At 61.2% G+C, this 17,611-nt stretch carries 15 protein-coding genes and 1 pseudogene; 6 read left to right on the forward strand and 10 right to left on the reverse strand.

Features of this window, described 5'->3' with window-relative positions; translation table 11 throughout:
- On the reverse strand, positions 1-701 hold a 701-nt coding region (locus ACP7A2_RS03565; protein ID WP_426133101.1), incomplete at its 3' end, for a ribonucleotide-diphosphate reductase subunit beta.
- Between the two features lie 324 nt (positions 702-1,025).
- Between ACP7A2_RS03565 and fae the strand changes: the two genes are divergently transcribed.
- The 4 genes and pseudogenes from fae to ACP7A2_RS03585 all read left to right on the forward strand — a co-directional run.
- Complete coding sequence (gene fae / locus ACP7A2_RS03570) at positions 1,026-1,538, forward strand: formaldehyde-activating enzyme (protein WP_426133102.1); 513 nt, start codon at positions 1,026-1,028, stop codon at positions 1,536-1,538.
- A gap of 10 nt (positions 1,539-1,548) precedes the next feature.
- Positions 1,549-2,583: an aldo/keto reductase gene (locus tag ACP7A2_RS03575; RefSeq protein WP_426133103.1), complete on the forward strand. Its 1,035-nt coding sequence runs from the start codon at positions 1,549-1,551 to the stop codon at positions 2,581-2,583.
- Positions 2,580-4,013: an NAD-dependent succinate-semialdehyde dehydrogenase gene (locus tag ACP7A2_RS03580; RefSeq protein WP_426133104.1), complete on the forward strand. Its 1,434-nt coding sequence runs from the start codon at positions 2,580-2,582 to the stop codon at positions 4,011-4,013. The genes ACP7A2_RS03575 and ACP7A2_RS03580 overlap by 4 nt, the downstream gene beginning before the upstream one ends.
- A gap of 22 nt (positions 4,014-4,035) precedes the next feature.
- Positions 4,036-4,200 (forward strand): annotated as a pseudogene (locus ACP7A2_RS03585) (MFS transporter); the annotation flags it as partial.
- Here ACP7A2_RS03585 and ACP7A2_RS03590 read toward each other — a convergent pair.
- The 8 genes from ACP7A2_RS03590 to ACP7A2_RS03625 form a co-directional block, all read right to left on the reverse strand.
- Positions 4,147-5,022 (reverse strand): LysR substrate-binding domain-containing protein, encoded by an 876-nt coding sequence (locus tag ACP7A2_RS03590; RefSeq protein WP_426133105.1) that lies wholly within the window; start codon positions 5,020-5,022, stop codon positions 4,147-4,149. The pseudogene ACP7A2_RS03585 and the gene ACP7A2_RS03590 sit on opposite strands and share 54 nt — an antisense overlap.
- A gap of 133 nt (positions 5,023-5,155) precedes the next feature.
- Positions 5,156-6,325 carry a hypothetical protein gene (locus ACP7A2_RS03595; protein ID WP_426133106.1) on the reverse strand — a complete coding sequence of 390 codons (1,170 nt, stop codon included), beginning with the start codon at positions 6,323-6,325 and terminating at the stop codon, positions 5,156-5,158.
- A gap of 85 nt (positions 6,326-6,410) precedes the next feature.
- Positions 6,411-8,051 (reverse strand): dipeptide ABC transporter ATP-binding protein, encoded by a 1,641-nt coding sequence (locus ACP7A2_RS03600; RefSeq protein WP_426133107.1) that lies wholly within the window; start codon positions 8,049-8,051, stop codon positions 6,411-6,413.
- 2 nt (positions 8,052-8,053) lie between these two features.
- Positions 8,054-8,890, reverse strand: a complete 837-nt coding sequence (locus tag ACP7A2_RS03605) for an ABC transporter permease (RefSeq protein WP_426133108.1) — start codon at positions 8,888-8,890, stop codon at positions 8,054-8,056.
- Positions 8,887-9,840, reverse strand: a complete 954-nt coding sequence (locus ACP7A2_RS03610) for an ABC transporter permease (protein ID WP_426133109.1) — start codon at positions 9,838-9,840, stop codon at positions 8,887-8,889. Before ACP7A2_RS03610 ends, ACP7A2_RS03605 begins: the two co-directional genes overlap by 4 nt.
- A 56-nt stretch (positions 9,841-9,896) precedes the next feature.
- Positions 9,897-11,531: an ABC transporter substrate-binding protein gene (locus ACP7A2_RS03615; RefSeq protein ID WP_426133110.1), complete on the reverse strand. Its 1,635-nt coding sequence runs from the start codon at positions 11,529-11,531 to the stop codon at positions 9,897-9,899.
- A 293-nt stretch (positions 11,532-11,824) separates the two neighbouring features.
- A complete protein-coding gene (locus ACP7A2_RS03620) occupies positions 11,825-13,051 on the reverse strand; it encodes a M24 family metallopeptidase (protein WP_426133111.1) in 1,227 nt (408 codons plus the stop codon).
- A 50-nt stretch (positions 13,052-13,101) separates the two neighbouring features.
- The gene (locus tag ACP7A2_RS03625) at positions 13,102-13,983 is read right to left on the reverse strand and encodes a HalD/BesD family halogenase (RefSeq protein ID WP_426133112.1); all 882 of its coding nucleotides are present in this window, start codon (positions 13,981-13,983) and stop codon (positions 13,102-13,104) included.
- Between the two features lie 105 nt (positions 13,984-14,088).
- On the opposite strand from ACP7A2_RS03625, the gene ACP7A2_RS03630 reads away from it, so the two are divergent.
- Positions 14,089-15,003, forward strand: a complete 915-nt coding sequence (locus ACP7A2_RS03630) for a LysR family transcriptional regulator (protein WP_426133113.1) — start codon at positions 14,089-14,091, stop codon at positions 15,001-15,003.
- Here ACP7A2_RS03630 and ACP7A2_RS03635 read toward each other — a convergent pair.
- Positions 14,941-16,173: an MFS transporter gene (locus tag ACP7A2_RS03635; RefSeq protein WP_426133114.1), complete on the reverse strand. Its 1,233-nt coding sequence runs from the start codon at positions 16,171-16,173 to the stop codon at positions 14,941-14,943. The genes ACP7A2_RS03630 and ACP7A2_RS03635 overlap by 63 nt on opposite strands.
- A gap of 286 nt (positions 16,174-16,459) precedes the next feature.
- Here ACP7A2_RS03635 and ACP7A2_RS03640 point away from each other — a divergent pair, with 286 nt between their 5' ends.
- Positions 16,460-17,389: a LysR substrate-binding domain-containing protein gene (locus ACP7A2_RS03640; protein WP_426133115.1), complete on the forward strand. Its 930-nt coding sequence runs from the start codon at positions 16,460-16,462 to the stop codon at positions 17,387-17,389.
- Positions 17,390-17,611 lie beyond the last annotated feature (222 nt).

The raw sequence follows: 17,611 nt of genomic DNA on the forward strand, positions 1-17,611 counted from the left end.
GAGATCGAGCGGGTGTACTTGAGGCCCCAGGCGGCCTTTTTGGCGACCGATGGAATCTCGTGGTACATGTTGAAGATTTCGCCTTCATCCATGGCCAGGGATTCGATGCAGTACTGGTAGGCGTGGGTGTGGATCGCTTCTTCGAAAGCCTGGCGCAGGATGTACTGGCGGCATTCCGGGTTAGTGATCAGGCGGTACACGGCCAGCACCAGGTTGTTGGCAACCAGGGAGTCGGCGGTGGAGAAGAAGCCGAGGTTGCGCATGACGATGCGGCGTTCGTCGTCGGTGAGGCCTTCGGGGTCTTTCCACACGGCGATGTCGGCGGTCATGTTGACCTCTTGCGGCATCCAGTGGTTGGCGCAGCCGTCGAGGTATTTTTGCCAGGCCCAGTCGTACTTGAAAGGCACGAGTTGGTTGAGGTCGGCGCGGCAGTTGATCATGCGCTTTTCGTCGACGGCGACGCGGGCGGCGGAGCCTTCGAGCTCGGCGAGGCCTTCGGCGACGTCGAGTTTGTCCAGCGCAGCTTTGGCGCGCGCGATGGCGGCGGAGTCGTTGGCGGTCACATGACGTGCTTCCAGCGCGGCAGCGGCGCCGGCACCGTCGAGGCGGTCCATGTTGGCTTCGCTCGCGTGGCCGGCGTTGGCGCCCTTGACCACCACTGCACCGGTGTCTTCGCTGTCGACTTCATCCCAACTCAGCATTGAAATACTCCTTCCTGGTCTGTTCTGACGGCGTATGGAGCCGTCCAAAAAAATGCGGTTTGCAGGCTACAAGGCATTGAAATACTGCGCTGAGTGTGGTCGGTAAATACCGATGCTGCACACTATGTAGTGGTCTGTTCTGTTTGTGGGCACACTATATGGGGTGTAACAAAGTTGGTCAACGCGCAAGAACGCCCCGATCGTCGCAGGGGGGTATGAGCAAAACTCACAGCCCCATGACTTTTAATGGTTACGGCAGCTTTGAAGGCCAGTGCTAAAAAATCGCAGACAAGCTCCCCATAACAACAAAGAGCGTTTGTGAAAATGAAACCACTTGATCTGTACATCGGCGAAGGCTTCGAAGGCCCAGGCGTCAATGCTGCCCACATCAACATCCTCATCGGCCCACGCAATGGCCCGGCCGGCCAGGCGTTCGCCAACAGCCTCGCGTCGCCAAGCCGGGGGCACTGCCCGTTCATGGTGATCGCCCAGCCGAACATCCCGGTCAAACCCATGACCCTCTACGTCAATAAAGCCGAAATCGGCAGCGACCTGCACGGCAACGCCACCTGGGGCGCCTCCCAGGCCGGTATCGCCAAGGCCGTGCTGGAAGCGTTGCTCGACGGCACCCTGCCGCCGGAAGCCGAAGACGAGTGGGCCATCGTCACCGCCAACTGGGTCAACCCGGCCTGCGACGATTTGGACGCCGTCTACCTGAACAACTACAACGCCTGCCGAACCGCGATCCGCGCCGCCCTGACCGGCACGCCTTACACCGCGCAACTGGCGGACGTGGTCAACCACATCAGCAACCCTTTCTACACGCCAAAGGCCTGAGGAGATTCCCATGCAATACGCCCGTTTGGGCAACTCCGGCCTGCAAGTCTCGCGCCTGTGCCTGGGCACCATGAACATGGGCACCCCGGACTGGAAACCGTGGATTTTTGACGAAAAGCAAAGTGAGCCAATCGTCGCCCACGCGCTGGACAACGGCGTCAATTTCATCGACTTGGCCGACTTCTATTCCGCCGGTGTCGGCGAAGAGGTGGTAGGGCGCATCCTCAAGCGCGTGGCCCGGCGTGAAGACATCGTGGTCGCCACCAAGGTCGGCTACGGCACCCGCAACGGTATCAACGCCAGCGGCCATTCGCGCAAGCACATCATGGACAGCATCGACGCGTCCCTTAGCCGCTTGGGCATGGATTACGTCGATATCTTCATGTTGCATTATTTCGATGTGAACACCCCGGTCGAAGAAACCATGAGCGCGATGAACGAAATAGTGCGGTCCGGCAAGGCCCGCTACATCGGCGTTTCGACCATGCTTACCGGCCAGCTCGCCAAGATCCTCATGGCCTGTGAACGCAACGGCTGGGTCAAGCCGATCAACATGCAGCTGCAACTGAACTGCGCCTACCGCGAAGAAGAGCGCGAGATGATCCCGTTCTGCCGCGACCAGGGCCTCGGCGTCTCGGTGTTCAGCCCGCTGGCCCGTGGCTTGCTCACCGGCGAAGTGCAATCCACACGAAACCAGACCGACTTCTTTACCCAGCAGATGTACAGCGATCAGGCATCGTTCGACATCGCTCACTCGGTGCAACGTGTCGCCCGCGCCCGTGGCGTATCCAACGCGCAGATCGCCCAGGCATGGGTCGCCAACCATCCCGGCGTGGATGTGATGCTCGTTGGCGCCGACACCACCGCACAGTTCGACAGCGCACTGGCGGCCTTGGACACCCAACTGGACGCCGAAGAACTCCACGAGCTGGAACGCAATTACACCCCGTGCGACCTGATCAACGACTACACCGCCGGCAAGCGCATCCTGCGTGCGGCTCGCCCGGGCCTGGACCGTTTCAACTTGATCGAGGCCGTGGCATGAACCCGCTGATCCGTACTGGTAATTACATCGATGGCCAATGGTCCAGCGGTGGCCCAACCTACCCGGTGGTCAACCCGGCCAATGGCGCGTTGATTGCTGACGTGCAACGCGCCGCCGCTGAAGAAACAAACCTGGCCATCGACGCCGCCAACCGCGCCTTGCCGGCCTGGCGCAAGCTCACCGCCAAGGAGCGCAGCCAGCGCCTCAAGCGCTGGAGCGAGCTGATGCTCAGTCATCAGAAGGATCTGGCGCACCTGCTCAGCCTGGAGCAGGGCAAACCCCTGGCCGAAGCCATGGGCGAAGTGGTCTACGCCGCGAGCTTTCTGGAGTGGTTCGGCGAAGAAGCCAAGCGTGCCTATGGTGACGTGATCCCGAGCCACAAGGCGGATGCGCGCATCATCGTGGTGAAAGAAGCCATCGGCGTGGTCGCGGCGATTACCCCGTGGAACTTCCCCCTGGCGATGGTCACCCGCAAGGTTGGCCCGGCGCTGGCAGCGGGTTGCACGATGATTCTCAAACCCTCGGAAGAAACCCCGTTGTCGGCCTTCGCCCTGGCAGTACTGGCCGAACAGGCGGGCATTCCGGCCGGCGTGTTCAACATTGTCTCCGGCGATGCCGTGGCCATTGGCGGCGCGCTGCAAGCCTCCAGTGTGGTGCGCAAGCTGTCGTTCACCGGCTCCACCCGCACCGGCAAACTGCTGATGCGTCAGGCGGCCGACACGCTGAAAAAAGTCTCGCTGGAACTGGGCGGCAACGCGCCGTTCATTGTCTTCGACGACGCTGACCTGGACGCCGCCGTCAAAGGCGCCATGGCGTCCAAGTTCCGTAACACCGGGCAAACGTGCGTGTGCGTGAACCGCTTCTTTATTCAGGATGGCGTGTACGACGCGTTTACCCGCAAACTCGCCGAAGCGGTCAGTGCCATGCGTGTTGGCAGTGCGCTGGAGGGTGAAACCGAACAAGGCCCGCTGATCAACGCGGCAGCGCTGGCCAAGGTTGAAGCGCACGTCGGCGATGCCTTGGAGAAGGGCGCCAGGCTGCTGTGCGGCGGCCGTCGTAATGCGCTGGGCGGGACCTTCTTCGAACCGACCATTCTCACCGAAGCCCATGACGCGATGCTGATTGCCCAGGAAGAAACCTTCGGCCCGGTGGCTGCGTGCTTTCGCTTCAAGGATGAAGCCGAAGTACTGCAACGGGCGAATGACACGCCGTTCGGCCTGTCGGCGTACTTCTACAGCCGCGACATTGGTCGCGTGTGGCGCATGGCCGAAGGCCTGGAAGCCGGTATGGTCGGCATCAACGAAGGGATCATCTCCACCGAAGTCGCGCCGTTCGGCGGCATCAAGGAATCGGGCCTGGGCCGGGAAGGTTCCAGGTATGGGCTGGATGATTACCTGGAGCTCAAATACCTGTTGATGGGCGGCCTCTAACCCAGTTGCGGCGGCGCTGTTCCTGCTGGCCATTCTGGTGTTCGGCGCCATTATCTCCTGGGCCTGGGCCTGGGCACCGGATACCAAGGCATTGACCCTGAGCCAGGCGTGCAATGCCGAGGCGCCGCCGGTGTCAGGGGTTACTGACCTGGCCCAGCCACTGCGTAAACAGCCGAACCTTGGATAAACCCTGTTTGTCCGTCGCTACATCCAGCCAATAACCATAGGGGCCGATCACTTCCACGGGGGTGATCGGCAGCAGGCTGCCATTCGCCAGCTCGCGTTCGATCATCTGCCGGTCAATCACCGCCAAGCCACCGCCAGCCAGGGCGGTGTGAATCACTTGGTCCAGGGTGCTGAATTCCAGGCCCTGTTGCGCATCAATGTCTTCTCGGCCCATGGCCGCCAGCCAGTTTTCCCAGACCTTCAAACGCTTGCCGTCGTGCAGGATGTGCAGCAGCGGAAAACGCCGCAGGTCGGGAGGCTTGCCGCCTTCGAACAGCTCCGGGCTGGCCACGGCGATATGTCGCTCCATCACCAGTAACTCACTGCTGCAATGGGCCGCAGGCTCCAGGCCGAACCGAATCTGGCAGTCGATTTGCGCCAGGCTCGCGTCGCTGTTCTGGTGGGTGACGCTGAGGTTGACGTCCGGGTAGCGCTCACAAAAGCGCCGCAAGTGCGCAGACAGCCAACGGGTGGCCCAGGTGGGCGGCGCGACGATGCGCAGGCGCTGGCGCAGGTTGGGCACGCGCACGGCATGCAGAGCGCGTTCGATGTGGTCGAAGGCGTCGCTCAGATGCGGCGAAAGGGCGAAGCCGGCTTCGGTCAGGGACAAGCCTTGGGGCGTGCGGATGAACAAGGCGACGCCGAGGTAGTCTTCCAGTTGTTTGATCTGGCGGCTGACCGCGCCCTGGGTGACATTGAGGCCTACGGCGGCTTTGTTAAAGCTGCGGTGGCGGGCGACTTCTTCGAAGACGCGGAGCATGGTGAGGGCAGGGAGTTGGCGCATGGTTCGGCTTCCACACTTTTTGTTTTTAGGGTGTTTCTGGCGGCCTCATCGCAGGCAAGCCAGCGCCCACATTTGATCGGCGGCGCGGTCAAAATGTGGGCACTGGCTTGCCTGCGATGGCGGCAGTGGCCTGTTAGAAGTAATACCCAATGTTCATGTACAGCTGATTCTCCCACTGGTTACTGCCCCCGACCCCCAAGCTCTGGGTGTAGCTGCTGCCGCCAATATACGGATCGTTCTTGCCAATCAACCACTCCGTGGCGACCCACAACTTGCTGACCGAAAACGACGTCCCGAGGATCACCCGCTGCGAGGTCTTGAACTCAATATCAGATTTATCGAACGCGCTGTAGTTGGCATACAGCTTCACGCCGCTGATCTGGTCGAACAGGTACTTGCCGCCCACGTCGTAGCTCAAGTCGGCCACATACAGGTTGCCACGGCTGGCGACGTTGAATGTGCCGTCATAGCCGCCCAGCGTCACCACACCGTCGGTGCCTTCGTTACGCGGTGACATCTGTTGGCGCGCGGCCTGCAGTTGCACGCCCCACGGGCCGTTCTTGCCCAGGTAGTGGATCGCCACGGCGTTGCGACGGCCGTCGTCGCCGGTGTCCTTGTTTTCCAGGGTCGAGGTGAGGCCGGAGAGGCCGACTTCGGATTTCCAGTCGCCCAGTTGCAGGGCCTTGGCTACGCGCACCACCACGGTGTTGCGTTCCTGGTTGTTGCTGCCGTCGGCCACGTAGCTGTCGGCCTCGGAGATCACACTGGAATAGGTCACGCCCTTGCTGGTGCCGCGGCCTTGCCACGCCGGGCGCAGGTAGTAACCGGCCTGGATGTTCCAGTCGCCGCTTTGCTGGATGTACTTGGTACCGATTTGCTGCACGTCTTCCAGGCCGATCACGTTGCCGAGGGTTTCGTAGAAGGTGCTGCCGAAGTACGGCTGCAGGCCGAACGGCACGGTGTTCAAGCCCACCTGGATCTGCTGGTCGGGGTTGAATTTGTAGCCGACCCACGCGAACTTGGCGAACTGAATATCACCGTAATTCTTGGTGTACTGGTAGGGGTAGGAGCGCCCGTAAAAGCGGTATTGCGCCTCGCCGGTCCAGGTGTCGGAGTTGTACTTGGCGCTGAGGAAGGCGGTGTCGAGGCCGAACTTCTGGATGTCGCGGTCCGGGTCATAGTCCCAGCGTGCGCGCACGGCACCGCCGAGGTCGAGGTTGTCGGTGACCTGATAGGCCATGGCCGGTGCCGCGAGGGCGCCGAGCACGGGGACCAGAGCGATGTAACGTAGGGTTGGTCGCATGGTTTTGCTCTCGTTATTGGTTATTTTCGGGCAACAGCAGCCCATTGCCGCAGCGAATGCTGCGACGCAGGGAAAAGGGTCGAACTTAAGAAGCGGCGGGGCGGATCAGCCTCAGCGGCGGCCCGGCAGCGGGTAGTTGCGTGGCCCCCGGCGCGGCGGCGAGCAGCGCCTGGGTGTAGCTGTTTTGCGGCCTGAGCAACACCTGCTCGGCGGTGCCGTACTCGACGACTTCGCCCTGGCGCATCACCGCGATGTGGTCGCTGATCTGCGCCGCCACGCGCAGGTCATGGGTGATAAACAGGATGCTCAGGTTGAGTTTTTTCTGCAGGTCAGCGAGCAGCTCCAGCACCTGCTTTTGCACCGACACATCCAGCGCCGACACGCTTTCATCGGCGATCAGCACTTCGGGGCGCATGGCCAATGCACGGGCGATGCCGATGCGCTGGCGCTGGCCGCCGGAGAACTGCCGGGGCTTGCGCTGCAAGGCGTCGCGCTTGAGGCCGACTTGCTCCAGCAGGTCGCCAGCTTCGGCCCACGCGTCCTTGGCCGACAACCCACGCAATTGCGCGGCGCGGGCGATGATGTCGCCGACCCGGTGGCGCGGGTTCAGCGAACCGTACGGGTCCTGGAAAATCATCTGGATGCGCCGGCGGTTGGCGGCCAACGCCGAGCCGTGCAGGGCCAGAAAGTCGGTGTCGCCAACCCACACGTGCCCGCTGTCGCTGTCCACCAGCCGAATCGCGGCTTTGACCAGCGTGCTTTTGCCCGAGCCCGACTCGCCGACAATCGCCAGCGTCTTGCCCCGAGGCAGGTTCAGCGACACATCTCGCAGCGCCGCCACCGAACTGCCACCGACTGTGTAAGTCTTGGTCAGATGCTCAATGCGCAAGGCCATTTCGCCGTCGGCACTCGGCACGTGCAACTCCGGATGCAATGCCGGCACTGCCGCAATCAGCTTGCGTGTATAGGCATGGGAAGGCGCGTTCAGCACTTGGTCGCGCTCGCCGATTTCCACCAGCCGGCCACCTTCCATCACGGCGATGCGATCAGCAATCTGCGCCACCACGCCGAAGTCGTGGGTGATGAACAGAATCCCGTGCTGGCCGCGCCCGCGCAGGTCACGCACCAGTTTCAATACCTGGGCCTGAGTGGTGACATCCAGCGCGGTGGTAGGCTCATCGGCGATCAACAGATCCGGGTTCATCGCCAGCGCCATGGCAATCACCACGCGCTGGCACTGGCCGCCAGAGAGCTGATGGGGAAAGCTGTTGGCGATGCGCGGCGGGTCCGGCAGCTGGGTGGATTCGAGCAGCGCGAGCATGCGTTCACGGCGCTCAACCGCAGGCATCTGTGGCGCATGAATATCGAAGATTTCCTCGACTTGTTTGCCAATGCGAATCGCCGGGTTCAGCGCCGCCATCGGCTCCTGGAAAATCATCGCGATGCGGTTGCCACGCAGCGCGCGCAGGCGGTCTTCACTCAGGGTGCAGATATCGTCGCCGAGGAAATCGATGACCCCACCGGCATGCCGCAACCCCTTGGCGTAATCGCCCATGATCGCCGCCGACAGCACGGATTTACCCGAGCCCGACTCACCGATCACGCAGAGTATTTCACCCTTGCGCACTTCCAGGCTGATGCCCTGCACGGCGTGGCTGCGGTCTGCGCCCTTGGGCAGTTCGACGTTGAGGTTGTCGACCCGCAATACGGTTTGCTGGCTGTTCATGCTCAACTCCTTGCGCCTTGCTGCGCGTGTTCATCCAGCCCGTCGGCGAGCAAACTCAGGCCGAGCATCAGGGTGGAGATGGCGATGCAGGGGAAGATCACCAGGTGCGGGAAGGAAATGGCCATGGCGCGGCCGTCGTTGATCATGCCGCCCCAGTCCGGGGTGGGCGGTGGCAGGCCGAGACCGAGAAAACCGAGGGCGCCGATCATGATCGCGGTGTAGCCGATGCGCAGGCAGAAATCCACGATCAGCGGCCCGCCGCAGTTGGGTAGAATTTCCACCAGCATGATGCGCAGCGAGCCTTCGCCCTGGGTGATGGCGCTGAGCACGTAGTCGCGCGAGCGAATGTCGATGGTCAGCGCACGCATGATGCGGAATATCGCCGGAGCGCTGGTGAAGGTCACTGCAATCAGGATATTCAGGGCCGACGCGCCGAGGGCGATGATGATCACGATGTACAGCACCAGCACCGGGAACGACAGTACGGTGTCGGCCACATAGGACAACACGGCATCGACCCAGCCATTGAAGTAGCCGGCGCACAAGCCCATGGCGATGCCCACGGCGAACGCGGTGAGCGTGGACAGAATCGACCAGAACAACACGGTGCGTGTGCCCCAGATCAGCCGCGAAAGAATGTCGCGGCCAATCATGTCGGTGCCCAGCAGGAAGCTTGCGCCGTCGTCACCGGCGGTCATTGGCGTGAGCAGCGGCGTGAAGCTTTCCAGCGGGTTGTGCGGCGCCAGCCACGGTGCGAACAGGGCGACGAACACCCAGCCGCCCACCAGCAGCAAACCCATAAACGCCAGGGGATGTTTGAAGGATTTAAGCAGGTTCATTGGCTGCCTCCGCCGAGACTGCGCAGGGTGATGCGCGGGTTAAGCCAGGTGTAGGCCAGGTCCGAGAAGATTTTGCTGATGCCCACCACCACGCCGCTGATCATTGCGCAGGCCTCGATCAGGTAGACGTCATGGTTCAGCGACGCGGTGTAGAGCATCGAACCGAAGCCCTTGTAGGCGAAAAACACTTCCACCACGATCACGTTCGACAGCAGCCAAGGGATGTACAGCATGATCACGGTGACGGGCGCGATCAGCACATTGCGCAGCGCGTGGCGCAGCACGATCCGCGTGGTAGAAGCGCCTTTGAGCCGCGCAGTGCGGATGTACGGTGCCTGCATCACCTCGACCATCGATGCACGGGTAATCCGCGCCAGGTAACCGATGCCAAACAGGCACAGCACCATCAGCGGCAGCACCAGTTCCACCGGGCTGAAACCGTCGCTCATGCTGCTTACGCCCGGTAGCCAGTTGAGCCAGAACACAAAGATCGCCGAGACGAAGACTGCGCTGGCGAAGTCTGGAATCGAGGTGGTGACGATCGACAGGAACGACACCAGCCGATCAACCACTGAGCCCTGGCGAACCCCGGCCAGAATGCCCAGGGTGAGTGCCACCGGCACCATCACCAGTAACGCCAGCCCGGCGAGGGTCAGGGTTTGCCACAGGTTGGGCAGCAACAACTTCAGCACCGGCTCGCGAAAGTACACCGAGGTGCCCCAGTCGCCGATCACAAAGTCCTTGAGCCACACCAGGTAACGCCACACGAATGGCTGGTTGTAACCGTGTTCCAGCAGCCAGGCGGCGCGCTGGTCGGCGGCGGAGTAGGGGCCGAGGACGTTGATTGCGACGTCCTCGATATTGAGTTCCAGGGCCAGGAACACAATCAGCGACACCGACAGCAGAGTCGCCAGCAGCATCAGCAGTTTGCGCAGTAGAAAATGAGCCATCAGGACCATGCTCCGACAGGTTTCGGGATGCCTGCCCGCACGCGGGCAGGCCTGACTCAGGCACTCAGCCAGACGTTACCCATGGGGTAAAAGTCGGACGGGTGCACCTCAAAGCCCTGGACCTTTTTGCTCACGGCGGTGAACTTGTCGCCCCAGAACGGCTGCACGATCACGCAGGCGTCCTGCAGGATTTGCTCGACGCTTTGCATCGCTACGGCGCGCAGCTTGGGGTCAATAATGCCCATGGCCTTATCCAGCGCGGCATCGAACGCCGGGTCGCTGTAGTGGCTTTCATTCCACGCGCCGCCGCCACGGTACGCCAGCTCCAGCGACATCACGCCGAGCGGGCGATGCGCCCAGTAAGTCAGGCTGAATGCGGCCTTGTCCCAGATCGGCCAGTACTGCGCGGCGGGCACCACTTTCAGGTTGATGCGAATGCCGGCTTCCAGGCAGTTCTGTTGCAGGATCTGCGCGCAGTCCTGCTCATAGCGGCCCTGGGTGTTGCCGACGATCAGGTCAATATCCAGGCCGTTGGGAAAGCCAGCCTCGACCAAGAGTTTTTTTGCTGCCGCCACGTCGCGTTCGCGCTTGGGCAACGGGAAATACTCGGGGTGAGACGGCGCCACGTGATGGTCTTCGCCGAGGGTGCCCATGCCGCGATAGGCGACCTTGAGCATCTGCGCGTTATCGGCACAGAGCACCACTGCCTTGCGAATGCGCAGGTCGGTAAAGGGTTTCTGGTCGCAGGCCATGCGCATCACCACGGTTTGCGCGGATTTGCAGCTCAGCAACTGCGCGCCCGGCAAGCGCTTGGCCAGGTCCAGCTCGGCCACGGTGACGCGGTACAACACGTCGACTTGCCCGGCTTGCAGCGCAGCAAGGTGGGTGGACACGTCGGTGCCCATGTCGATGTAGCGCAGCTCATCCAGATGGGCGGGTTTGCCCCAATAATCGGCGCGCTTGGCGAAGGTCGCTTGCTTGTTTACCGCAAATGACACCAGCTTGAACGGCCCGGTGGCCAGCGGGTTTTTCGCCCAGTCATCCCCGGCCTTGAAGCTGCGGTGCACGAGGGCGCAGGTGAAGGCGTTGAGCATCTCGGGGATTGCCAGGATCGGCCGCTTGAGTTGCAGGCGGAACTGATAGTCGCCGACTTTTTCGAAAGCCTTGATGTCCTGGAACGCGGTGCGGTTGACCGACTTGGAGTCGGCGGCAATCCAGCGCTGGATATTGTGCTGCACGTCGTCGACGTTGAAGCTGTCGCCGTTGCTCCATTTCACGTCCTGGCGCAGGTTGAAGGTCCAGGTGGTGAGGTCTTCGGACGGGCTCCAGCTTTCGGCCAGGTACGGGTGAGTGATGTTGTCGGCGTCGACCCAGGTCAGGTATTCCAGGGAATTGCGCAGCAGGTTTGAGGCTTCGATCCAGGTGATCAGCATCGGGTCCTGGATTTCCTGGATCGCACAGGCAAAACGCAGGCTACCGCCCTGGCGAGCCGGTGTGGCGTCGGCGGCTTGTGCGTCATTGCCGAGCAGGGCCGAGCCGATAAAGCTGGAAGCGCTGGCCACGGTGATGCCGAGCAGGGCGGCGGTGCGCAGGAATTGACGGCGGTTGATTTCACCGCGTTGTACCTGGGCGCACAGGTCATTGATGGCTGGATGCGGCTGGCTGCCGTCCAGGGTCGTCACGTCTTTCATAAGCCTCTCCGGTACTTGCGAATATGCGTTTTTGTTGAACCGCAAGGGTCAGTGGCTGGCGCGATGCGCGCGCCGCCCGGACCGCTGTGAAACCGGCAGAAAAACAAGGCAAAACGAAGTCAGGAGGCGGGCAATGGGATAGGACATAGGGCAGCTCTCATGTTGTTTTTATTAGAGATGCCCGCAGTTTTGTCATTTGCGCAACGATGGACAAACGACAAATTCTGCTCAGTAACCTTCTATAAATGCATGTTACCTGTCCGTTCCAGGGCCGCCTGTGGTGCTAGACAGGTTCAGCGCGGCAACAGGCGCGCATCGAACGGGTAGTCGGACAGCAACTCAATGCCGTGTTCGTGGATATAGATCTGTTCTTCGAGTTTTACCCCTTCGCCGCCGTCGTCGTGGCCGATGTAGCTCTCCACGCAAATGGTCATGCCCGCTTCGAAAACTCCGTCGTAGCCCAGCGCGTCGATGTCTTCGCGGTGCACCACGTAAGGGTATTCACCGGTCATGCCAACCCCGTGCACCAAGGCAAAGTAGCGGTTGTTTTTGTAATGCTCGGGAATCTTCCACGCCATCTCGGCGTATTCCTTGAAACTGCGCCCGGCCTTGAGCATTTCCACGTTGGTTTGCACTTGCTCGTAGGCGAGTTTGTACAGCTCTTGCTGCTTGGCGGTGGCCGCCTGATCGCCACACAAAAAGGTGCGCGAGAAGTCCGCGTAGTAGCCAAAACGCCCGACCACATCGGTGTCGAGGGCCACCAGATCACCGGCTTCGATGGGGCGCGTGCTGCACTCCTGGAACCACGGGTTGGTGCGCGGGCCGGAGGACAGCAGGCGGGTTTCCACATAGTCACCGTCGGTGGCGATCACGTGCTGGTGCAGGTGCGACCACAGCTGGTTCTCGGTAATGCCGGGCGTGAGTTTGCTTTCCATCAAACGCACCCCGGCCTCCGTGGCACGCAGGCTGGCGCGGATCATTTTCAGCTCGTTGGGCACCTTGATGCAGCGTGCGCGCTCCAGCGGTTCCTGGGCGTCGAACACCTGATAGCCGAGGCGTTGCAATTCGAAGGCGGCCGCCGAGGTGGCGCTCTCGATGGCGATGCGTTTGCCGCCGCCGCACTTGCGCACCAGTTCATCGATTTCAGCGGCCCAGTCGGCGGTCACGTTGCCGAGGAAGCTTTCACAGAAGTAATAGGAAATCGCCTTGGCCGGGCGCACTTCGTCCACGGTATTGAGGGTTTCGGCCAGGTGCAGGCAACCGCCGAACTCGAAGATCACCACCGGGCCTTCCGCCGGGATAAAGGCATACCGCGCCGGGTTGCGCGCCGAGTACACCTGCATGTTGCGCGAGCCGGTGGCGTAGCGCATGTGGGTGGGGTCGAACAGCACGCAGGCGGCGTAGTCGCGTTTTTTCAGTTCGTTGCGCACCCGTTGCAGGCGGTCCAGCTGGATTTGCTGGATCTCGTCATGGGTAGGTTCACAGTCGGCGGGGTTGCGGTTTGGGCCGGACAGACTCATGGGGCATTCCTCACAGGGCAAAGGCGGTTTTCAAGTTTTCAGGGGGCGAATCAGTCGAGCAACTGGTCGCTGCGCACCAGGTTGCGTTCGGCTTGCAGGTGGGCTTCGGACAGGCGTCCGTAAAGCTGCTTGGTACGCTGGGCGCGGCCAATGATTCCGGGCTTTTCCGAGTAGGCGAAGATCGCTGTGTTGCGCTCGGTGGCGCCCTCTACGCGAGTGACGCGGTGCACCGAGAAACGGCCTTTGAAGATCTGCAGGTCGCCGGGGTTGAGCTCCAGTTCCTGCACCCGCGAGTGGTCTTCTCCGCGCACTACTTTGCCGACGGCGCCGAGGTTTTCCTGGCTGCGTGAGCGGATCATCGGCGCGTACTCGAACAGGCCCCCGGCCTCGGGCTTCTGGGTCATCATGCTGACGATGAATTCGTTGGTGTCGAAGTGCCAGGGCTGCTCGGTACCTTCGGGCATCACGTTGATCACCAGCCCGGCGAAGGGGTCGGCGTATTCGAAAATCTCCGGTTCATCAAGGCAGGCGCCGATAAAGCGTTTCATCATCGGCGACACGTACAGGCGGTGGATGATTGCGTCGGGGGCGATCATGTCGCGGGTCACAAAGCCGCTGGTGCGCTCCATGAATGTGCGGCGCGGATCATCCTGGGGCAGGCTGGTGTCGTCCTCGGTGAAATAGGCGTTGACCTTGCGCACCGAGAAAAACGTTTTGCCCGACAGCGCCTGGCCTTCAAGGCGCGCCTGCTCAAGCGCTGCGGGGCGCAAAAAGTTCTTCAGCAGGCAGCAACCGTCTTCAGCGAGTTCGGCGCGGGCATGTTCGATCAGTGCCTGTAATTGAACATGGCCCGAATCATGTATGGGGTACAGCTCGGTATTAATAATGTCGCTGATATCGCCGGTTTCGGCATCGGCAAGTTTAAGGCTCATACACGGCTCCTGAAGTCGGTTGTTGTGTTGAGTCGATAGTTGCTTAAAGCGCTGTGAAGTGGAAATTACACGTTGTGATCGAATCCATCGGCAGGGGCGATAGTTATGTCAGGCGAACTGGATGGCGGTTTACTTAAAGTGTTTGTGGCAATTATTGAGTGCCAGGGTTTTTCGGCGGCGGCCGAGCGTTTGCATAAAACTCAATCCACGGTCAGCCAGAGCTTGCAGCGCCTGGAAGAGATCGTCGGCACGCCATTGATTCACCGTACCAGCCGTTCCGTGGGCCTGACCGCCAGCGGGGAAACCTTTCTGATCTACGCTCGCCAGATCCTCAAATTGCACCTTGAGGCCGTCAGCGCCGCGCGATTACCCAATGAACAGGTGTGCATCCATTTGGGCATGCCCGAGGACTACGCCGAGTACCTGCTGGGCGGCATGCTCAAGGATTTTCAGGCGCAATTCGCGCAGGTTCGCCCCGACATTTGCTGCGAAATGTCTACAGCGCTTGTAGGCCGTTTGAACCGTGGCGAGCTGGATTTGGTGTTGGGGGTCGAGCACGCCGGTTTGCAGGCTGGGGAGTTTCTCTGCGATGAGCCTTTAGTCTGGGTCGCAGCGCCGAGCTGGAGCTGTGTCGGGCGCCAATCGGTACCGTTGGCGGTGTACGCCGAGGGCTGTGCATTTCGCGCAAATGCCGTGCAGGCGCTGGCCCGGGCCGGGCGTTCGTGGCAGGTGGTCTACACCAGCCAGAGCCCGCGCGGTATCGCAATTGCCATTGAGCAAGGCTTGTCGGTGGGCGTTATGGCGCGGCGGTTGGTGCCGGCGGGTTGGCAGGTTCTGGACGAGCGCCAGGGCTTTCCACCGATCGCCCCGGCACGCCTGATGTTCTGGCGTTCGGCGGGTTGCCTGGTGCCCGAGGTCGAGGCGTTGGTGGAGATTTTGCAGCGTCAATTGGGGCGCTCAGAGTACCTGGACCGGCAGCGCCGCGTCAGTCGCCCGCTGAGCCATGCGCTTGAGCAATAACAGGCAGGCGAACACCCACAGGGCGATCCAGGCGTGCACCACGGCAAACTCGCCGCTCACTTGCAGCAGCCAGCCGCACAGGCCATTGGCGGTGGCGCTGGCCAAGCCATAACTGACCATGCTCAAGCTCACCACTTGCAGGCTTTGCACCGGGTTCAGGCGCGCGCTGAGATAAGCCGCCATCAAGCCCCATGACGGAAAATAGAACAGCGCGAACAGGCCGGCAGCCCACCAACTCAGCAACAGGCTGGGATGCGCGAGCAGGCCCAGCATGGCGAGACCGAACGCGCCAATGCTTAACGCCATGACCCGCAGCGCCCCCCAGCGATCCGCCAGCGTGCCCAACAGCAGCCCGCCGATGACGCCGCCGATGCCGATCAGCGTCCACATCGAGCCGGTTACCGTCGCGCTGGCGTGCAGGCGATCGCTGACAAAGGCCGACAGAAAATTCAGAAACGGCCCACTGATTGCGCCGATAAAACCGCTGAGCAGCACGATCTGCAGCGCCACGGGTTGCTCCACGCACAGGCGCAGCCACTGCCTCACGACCTGATTGATCGCAGGTGGCTGGGAGGCGCGGGGCGCCTGCTCTGTTTTCGGGGCAAGCGCCCACAGGGTCAAAACCGTGACCAATAACGTCAGCCCTGCGCAGATTAGCCAGAACTGACGCAACGACAAACCCTGCAACAGCGCAATCAGCAACCCATTCAAGCAAATCGCAAAGGCCGCCCCGGAAGACGCCAGCCCCAACACCCGGCTACGGTGGGTGGCCGGGATGACTTCCCGTGCCAAAGCGGCAATTGCATTCCAGTTCGACACCGCACAGGCCGACACCAGTGCCAGGCACAGCGCAAATGGCAGTGCCCATGGCGTTGCGACAGCCAAGCCCAGCAGCACGGGGCTCAGGACCATGGTCAAACGCACCATCGTGCGCGGGCTGACCCACGCCGCCGCGATGCCGCTGGCAATTGAAGCGCCCATGTAGAACAGCTGCAACAACGCTGCAATCAGCGCGGCCTGGCTATAACTCAGCTCAAACACCTGGCGAATTTGCGGCAATAACGCTGAATACAAAAAAATACTGAAACCGTGGGTGGTGGCGTTGCAGGCGGTAAATACAAGTGCCAACAGGCCAATACTTCGCCGTGATGAAACTGCTGTGTTCGACATGGCGAAGTTCCGGTTGGGTTATGACGGTTAGTTGGCGTGGAGGCTAACTTTTTTGAATCGATACCGACCAATGCTTAATTGTCTTAGTGTGCATGCGTAATACGCGTGCTATTTATTCGTCAGCGACATGAAAGGGTAAAAAGCGACACTTTCTTTTTGTGACGTCCATTTTGCCCCGTAAAGAGGACGCTACCCCTGGCCCGATACAAAAAGGTATGTTGTGTGCGAAATGTCCCGCCTTATCGTGGGACTTCGCTTCCTTGCCAACTGCTGTCGAGTGCCCTCCATGAAACGCAAAATGCCCGGTCTCAATGCCCTCAAAGCCTTCGAAGTCGCCGGCAGCACTGGCAGCTTTACCCGGGCTGCGGAGCTGTTGAACGTGACCCAAAGTGCGGTCAGTCGCCAGGTACGGCAGTTGGAAGAGCAACTCGGTGAAAACCTGCTGGAGCGGCGCCACCACCACCTCGAACTCACCAGCGCCGGGCGCGTGTTGTTGCGGGCGTTGCATCAGTCGTTCGACAAGATTGAACTGACGGTGCGCAGCATCCAGCAGAAGACCCACTCCAACCGGTTGCACATCAACGCACCGCCAACGTTCACCAGCCGCTGGCTGATGCCGCGCCTTGGGCGCTTGCGCGAGGCTCATCCTGAATTGGAGTTGAGCATCACTACGTGTTTGCAGGACAGCCTGGCGCAGACCGGTACGCTGGATTGCGCGATTCGGTTCGGGAATGGGGAGTGGGATGGGCTGGACAGTTCGCTGCTGATTCAGGAACGGCATATTGCGGTGTGTGCACCGTCGTTGTATGCCCGTGAGTGCAGTGATGGGGTGGACCTGAATCGCATGACCTTGCTGCATGTGCTGGCCAGCGAGGACCAGCGTTATTTGACGTGGAAGCATTGGCTGGATGCAGCGCGAATTCACGGGGTGGATACGCAGGGGGGGTATGAGTTCGACCTGTTGGATTTGGCGATTCGGGCGGCGACCGATGGGTTGGGGATTACCATTGCGGATTGGCATATGGTCGCGGCTGAGATGGCCAGTGGGCAGTTGACGCAGGTGTTGAATGTGCATGTGGAGGGGCATCAGTCCTACTGGCTGGTGACCCGGCCGGAGCAGACGGATTTTCCGCAGTTGCAGGTGTTTGGGCGGTGGTTGCAGGATGAGATTTGGTTGGCTCAGCGGCAGTTGGAGCCTTCTACTGCGGCGGGTTGATGGGGTGTATAGCCGGTATTTGGGTGATGGCTGATATGGGTTTCGCTCTTACAGCGGGTCACTTTGGAAAGGAGCCCCAAAGAGTGGTTGGATCAGAAGCGCTGTTTTTTTAGAGCAGATTGCGGTCTCCCAGACAAAATGGGGATCCACTTGTGGGAGCGGGCTTGCTCGCGAATGCGGTGGGTCAGCCAATAAATCCATCAACTGACACACTGCCTTCGC

The organism is Pseudomonas sp. PWP3-1b2, assembly GCF_049896045.1.
In the GTDB taxonomy this organism is placed as follows: domain Bacteria; phylum Pseudomonadota; class Gammaproteobacteria; order Pseudomonadales; family Pseudomonadaceae; genus Aquipseudomonas; species Aquipseudomonas antarctica_B.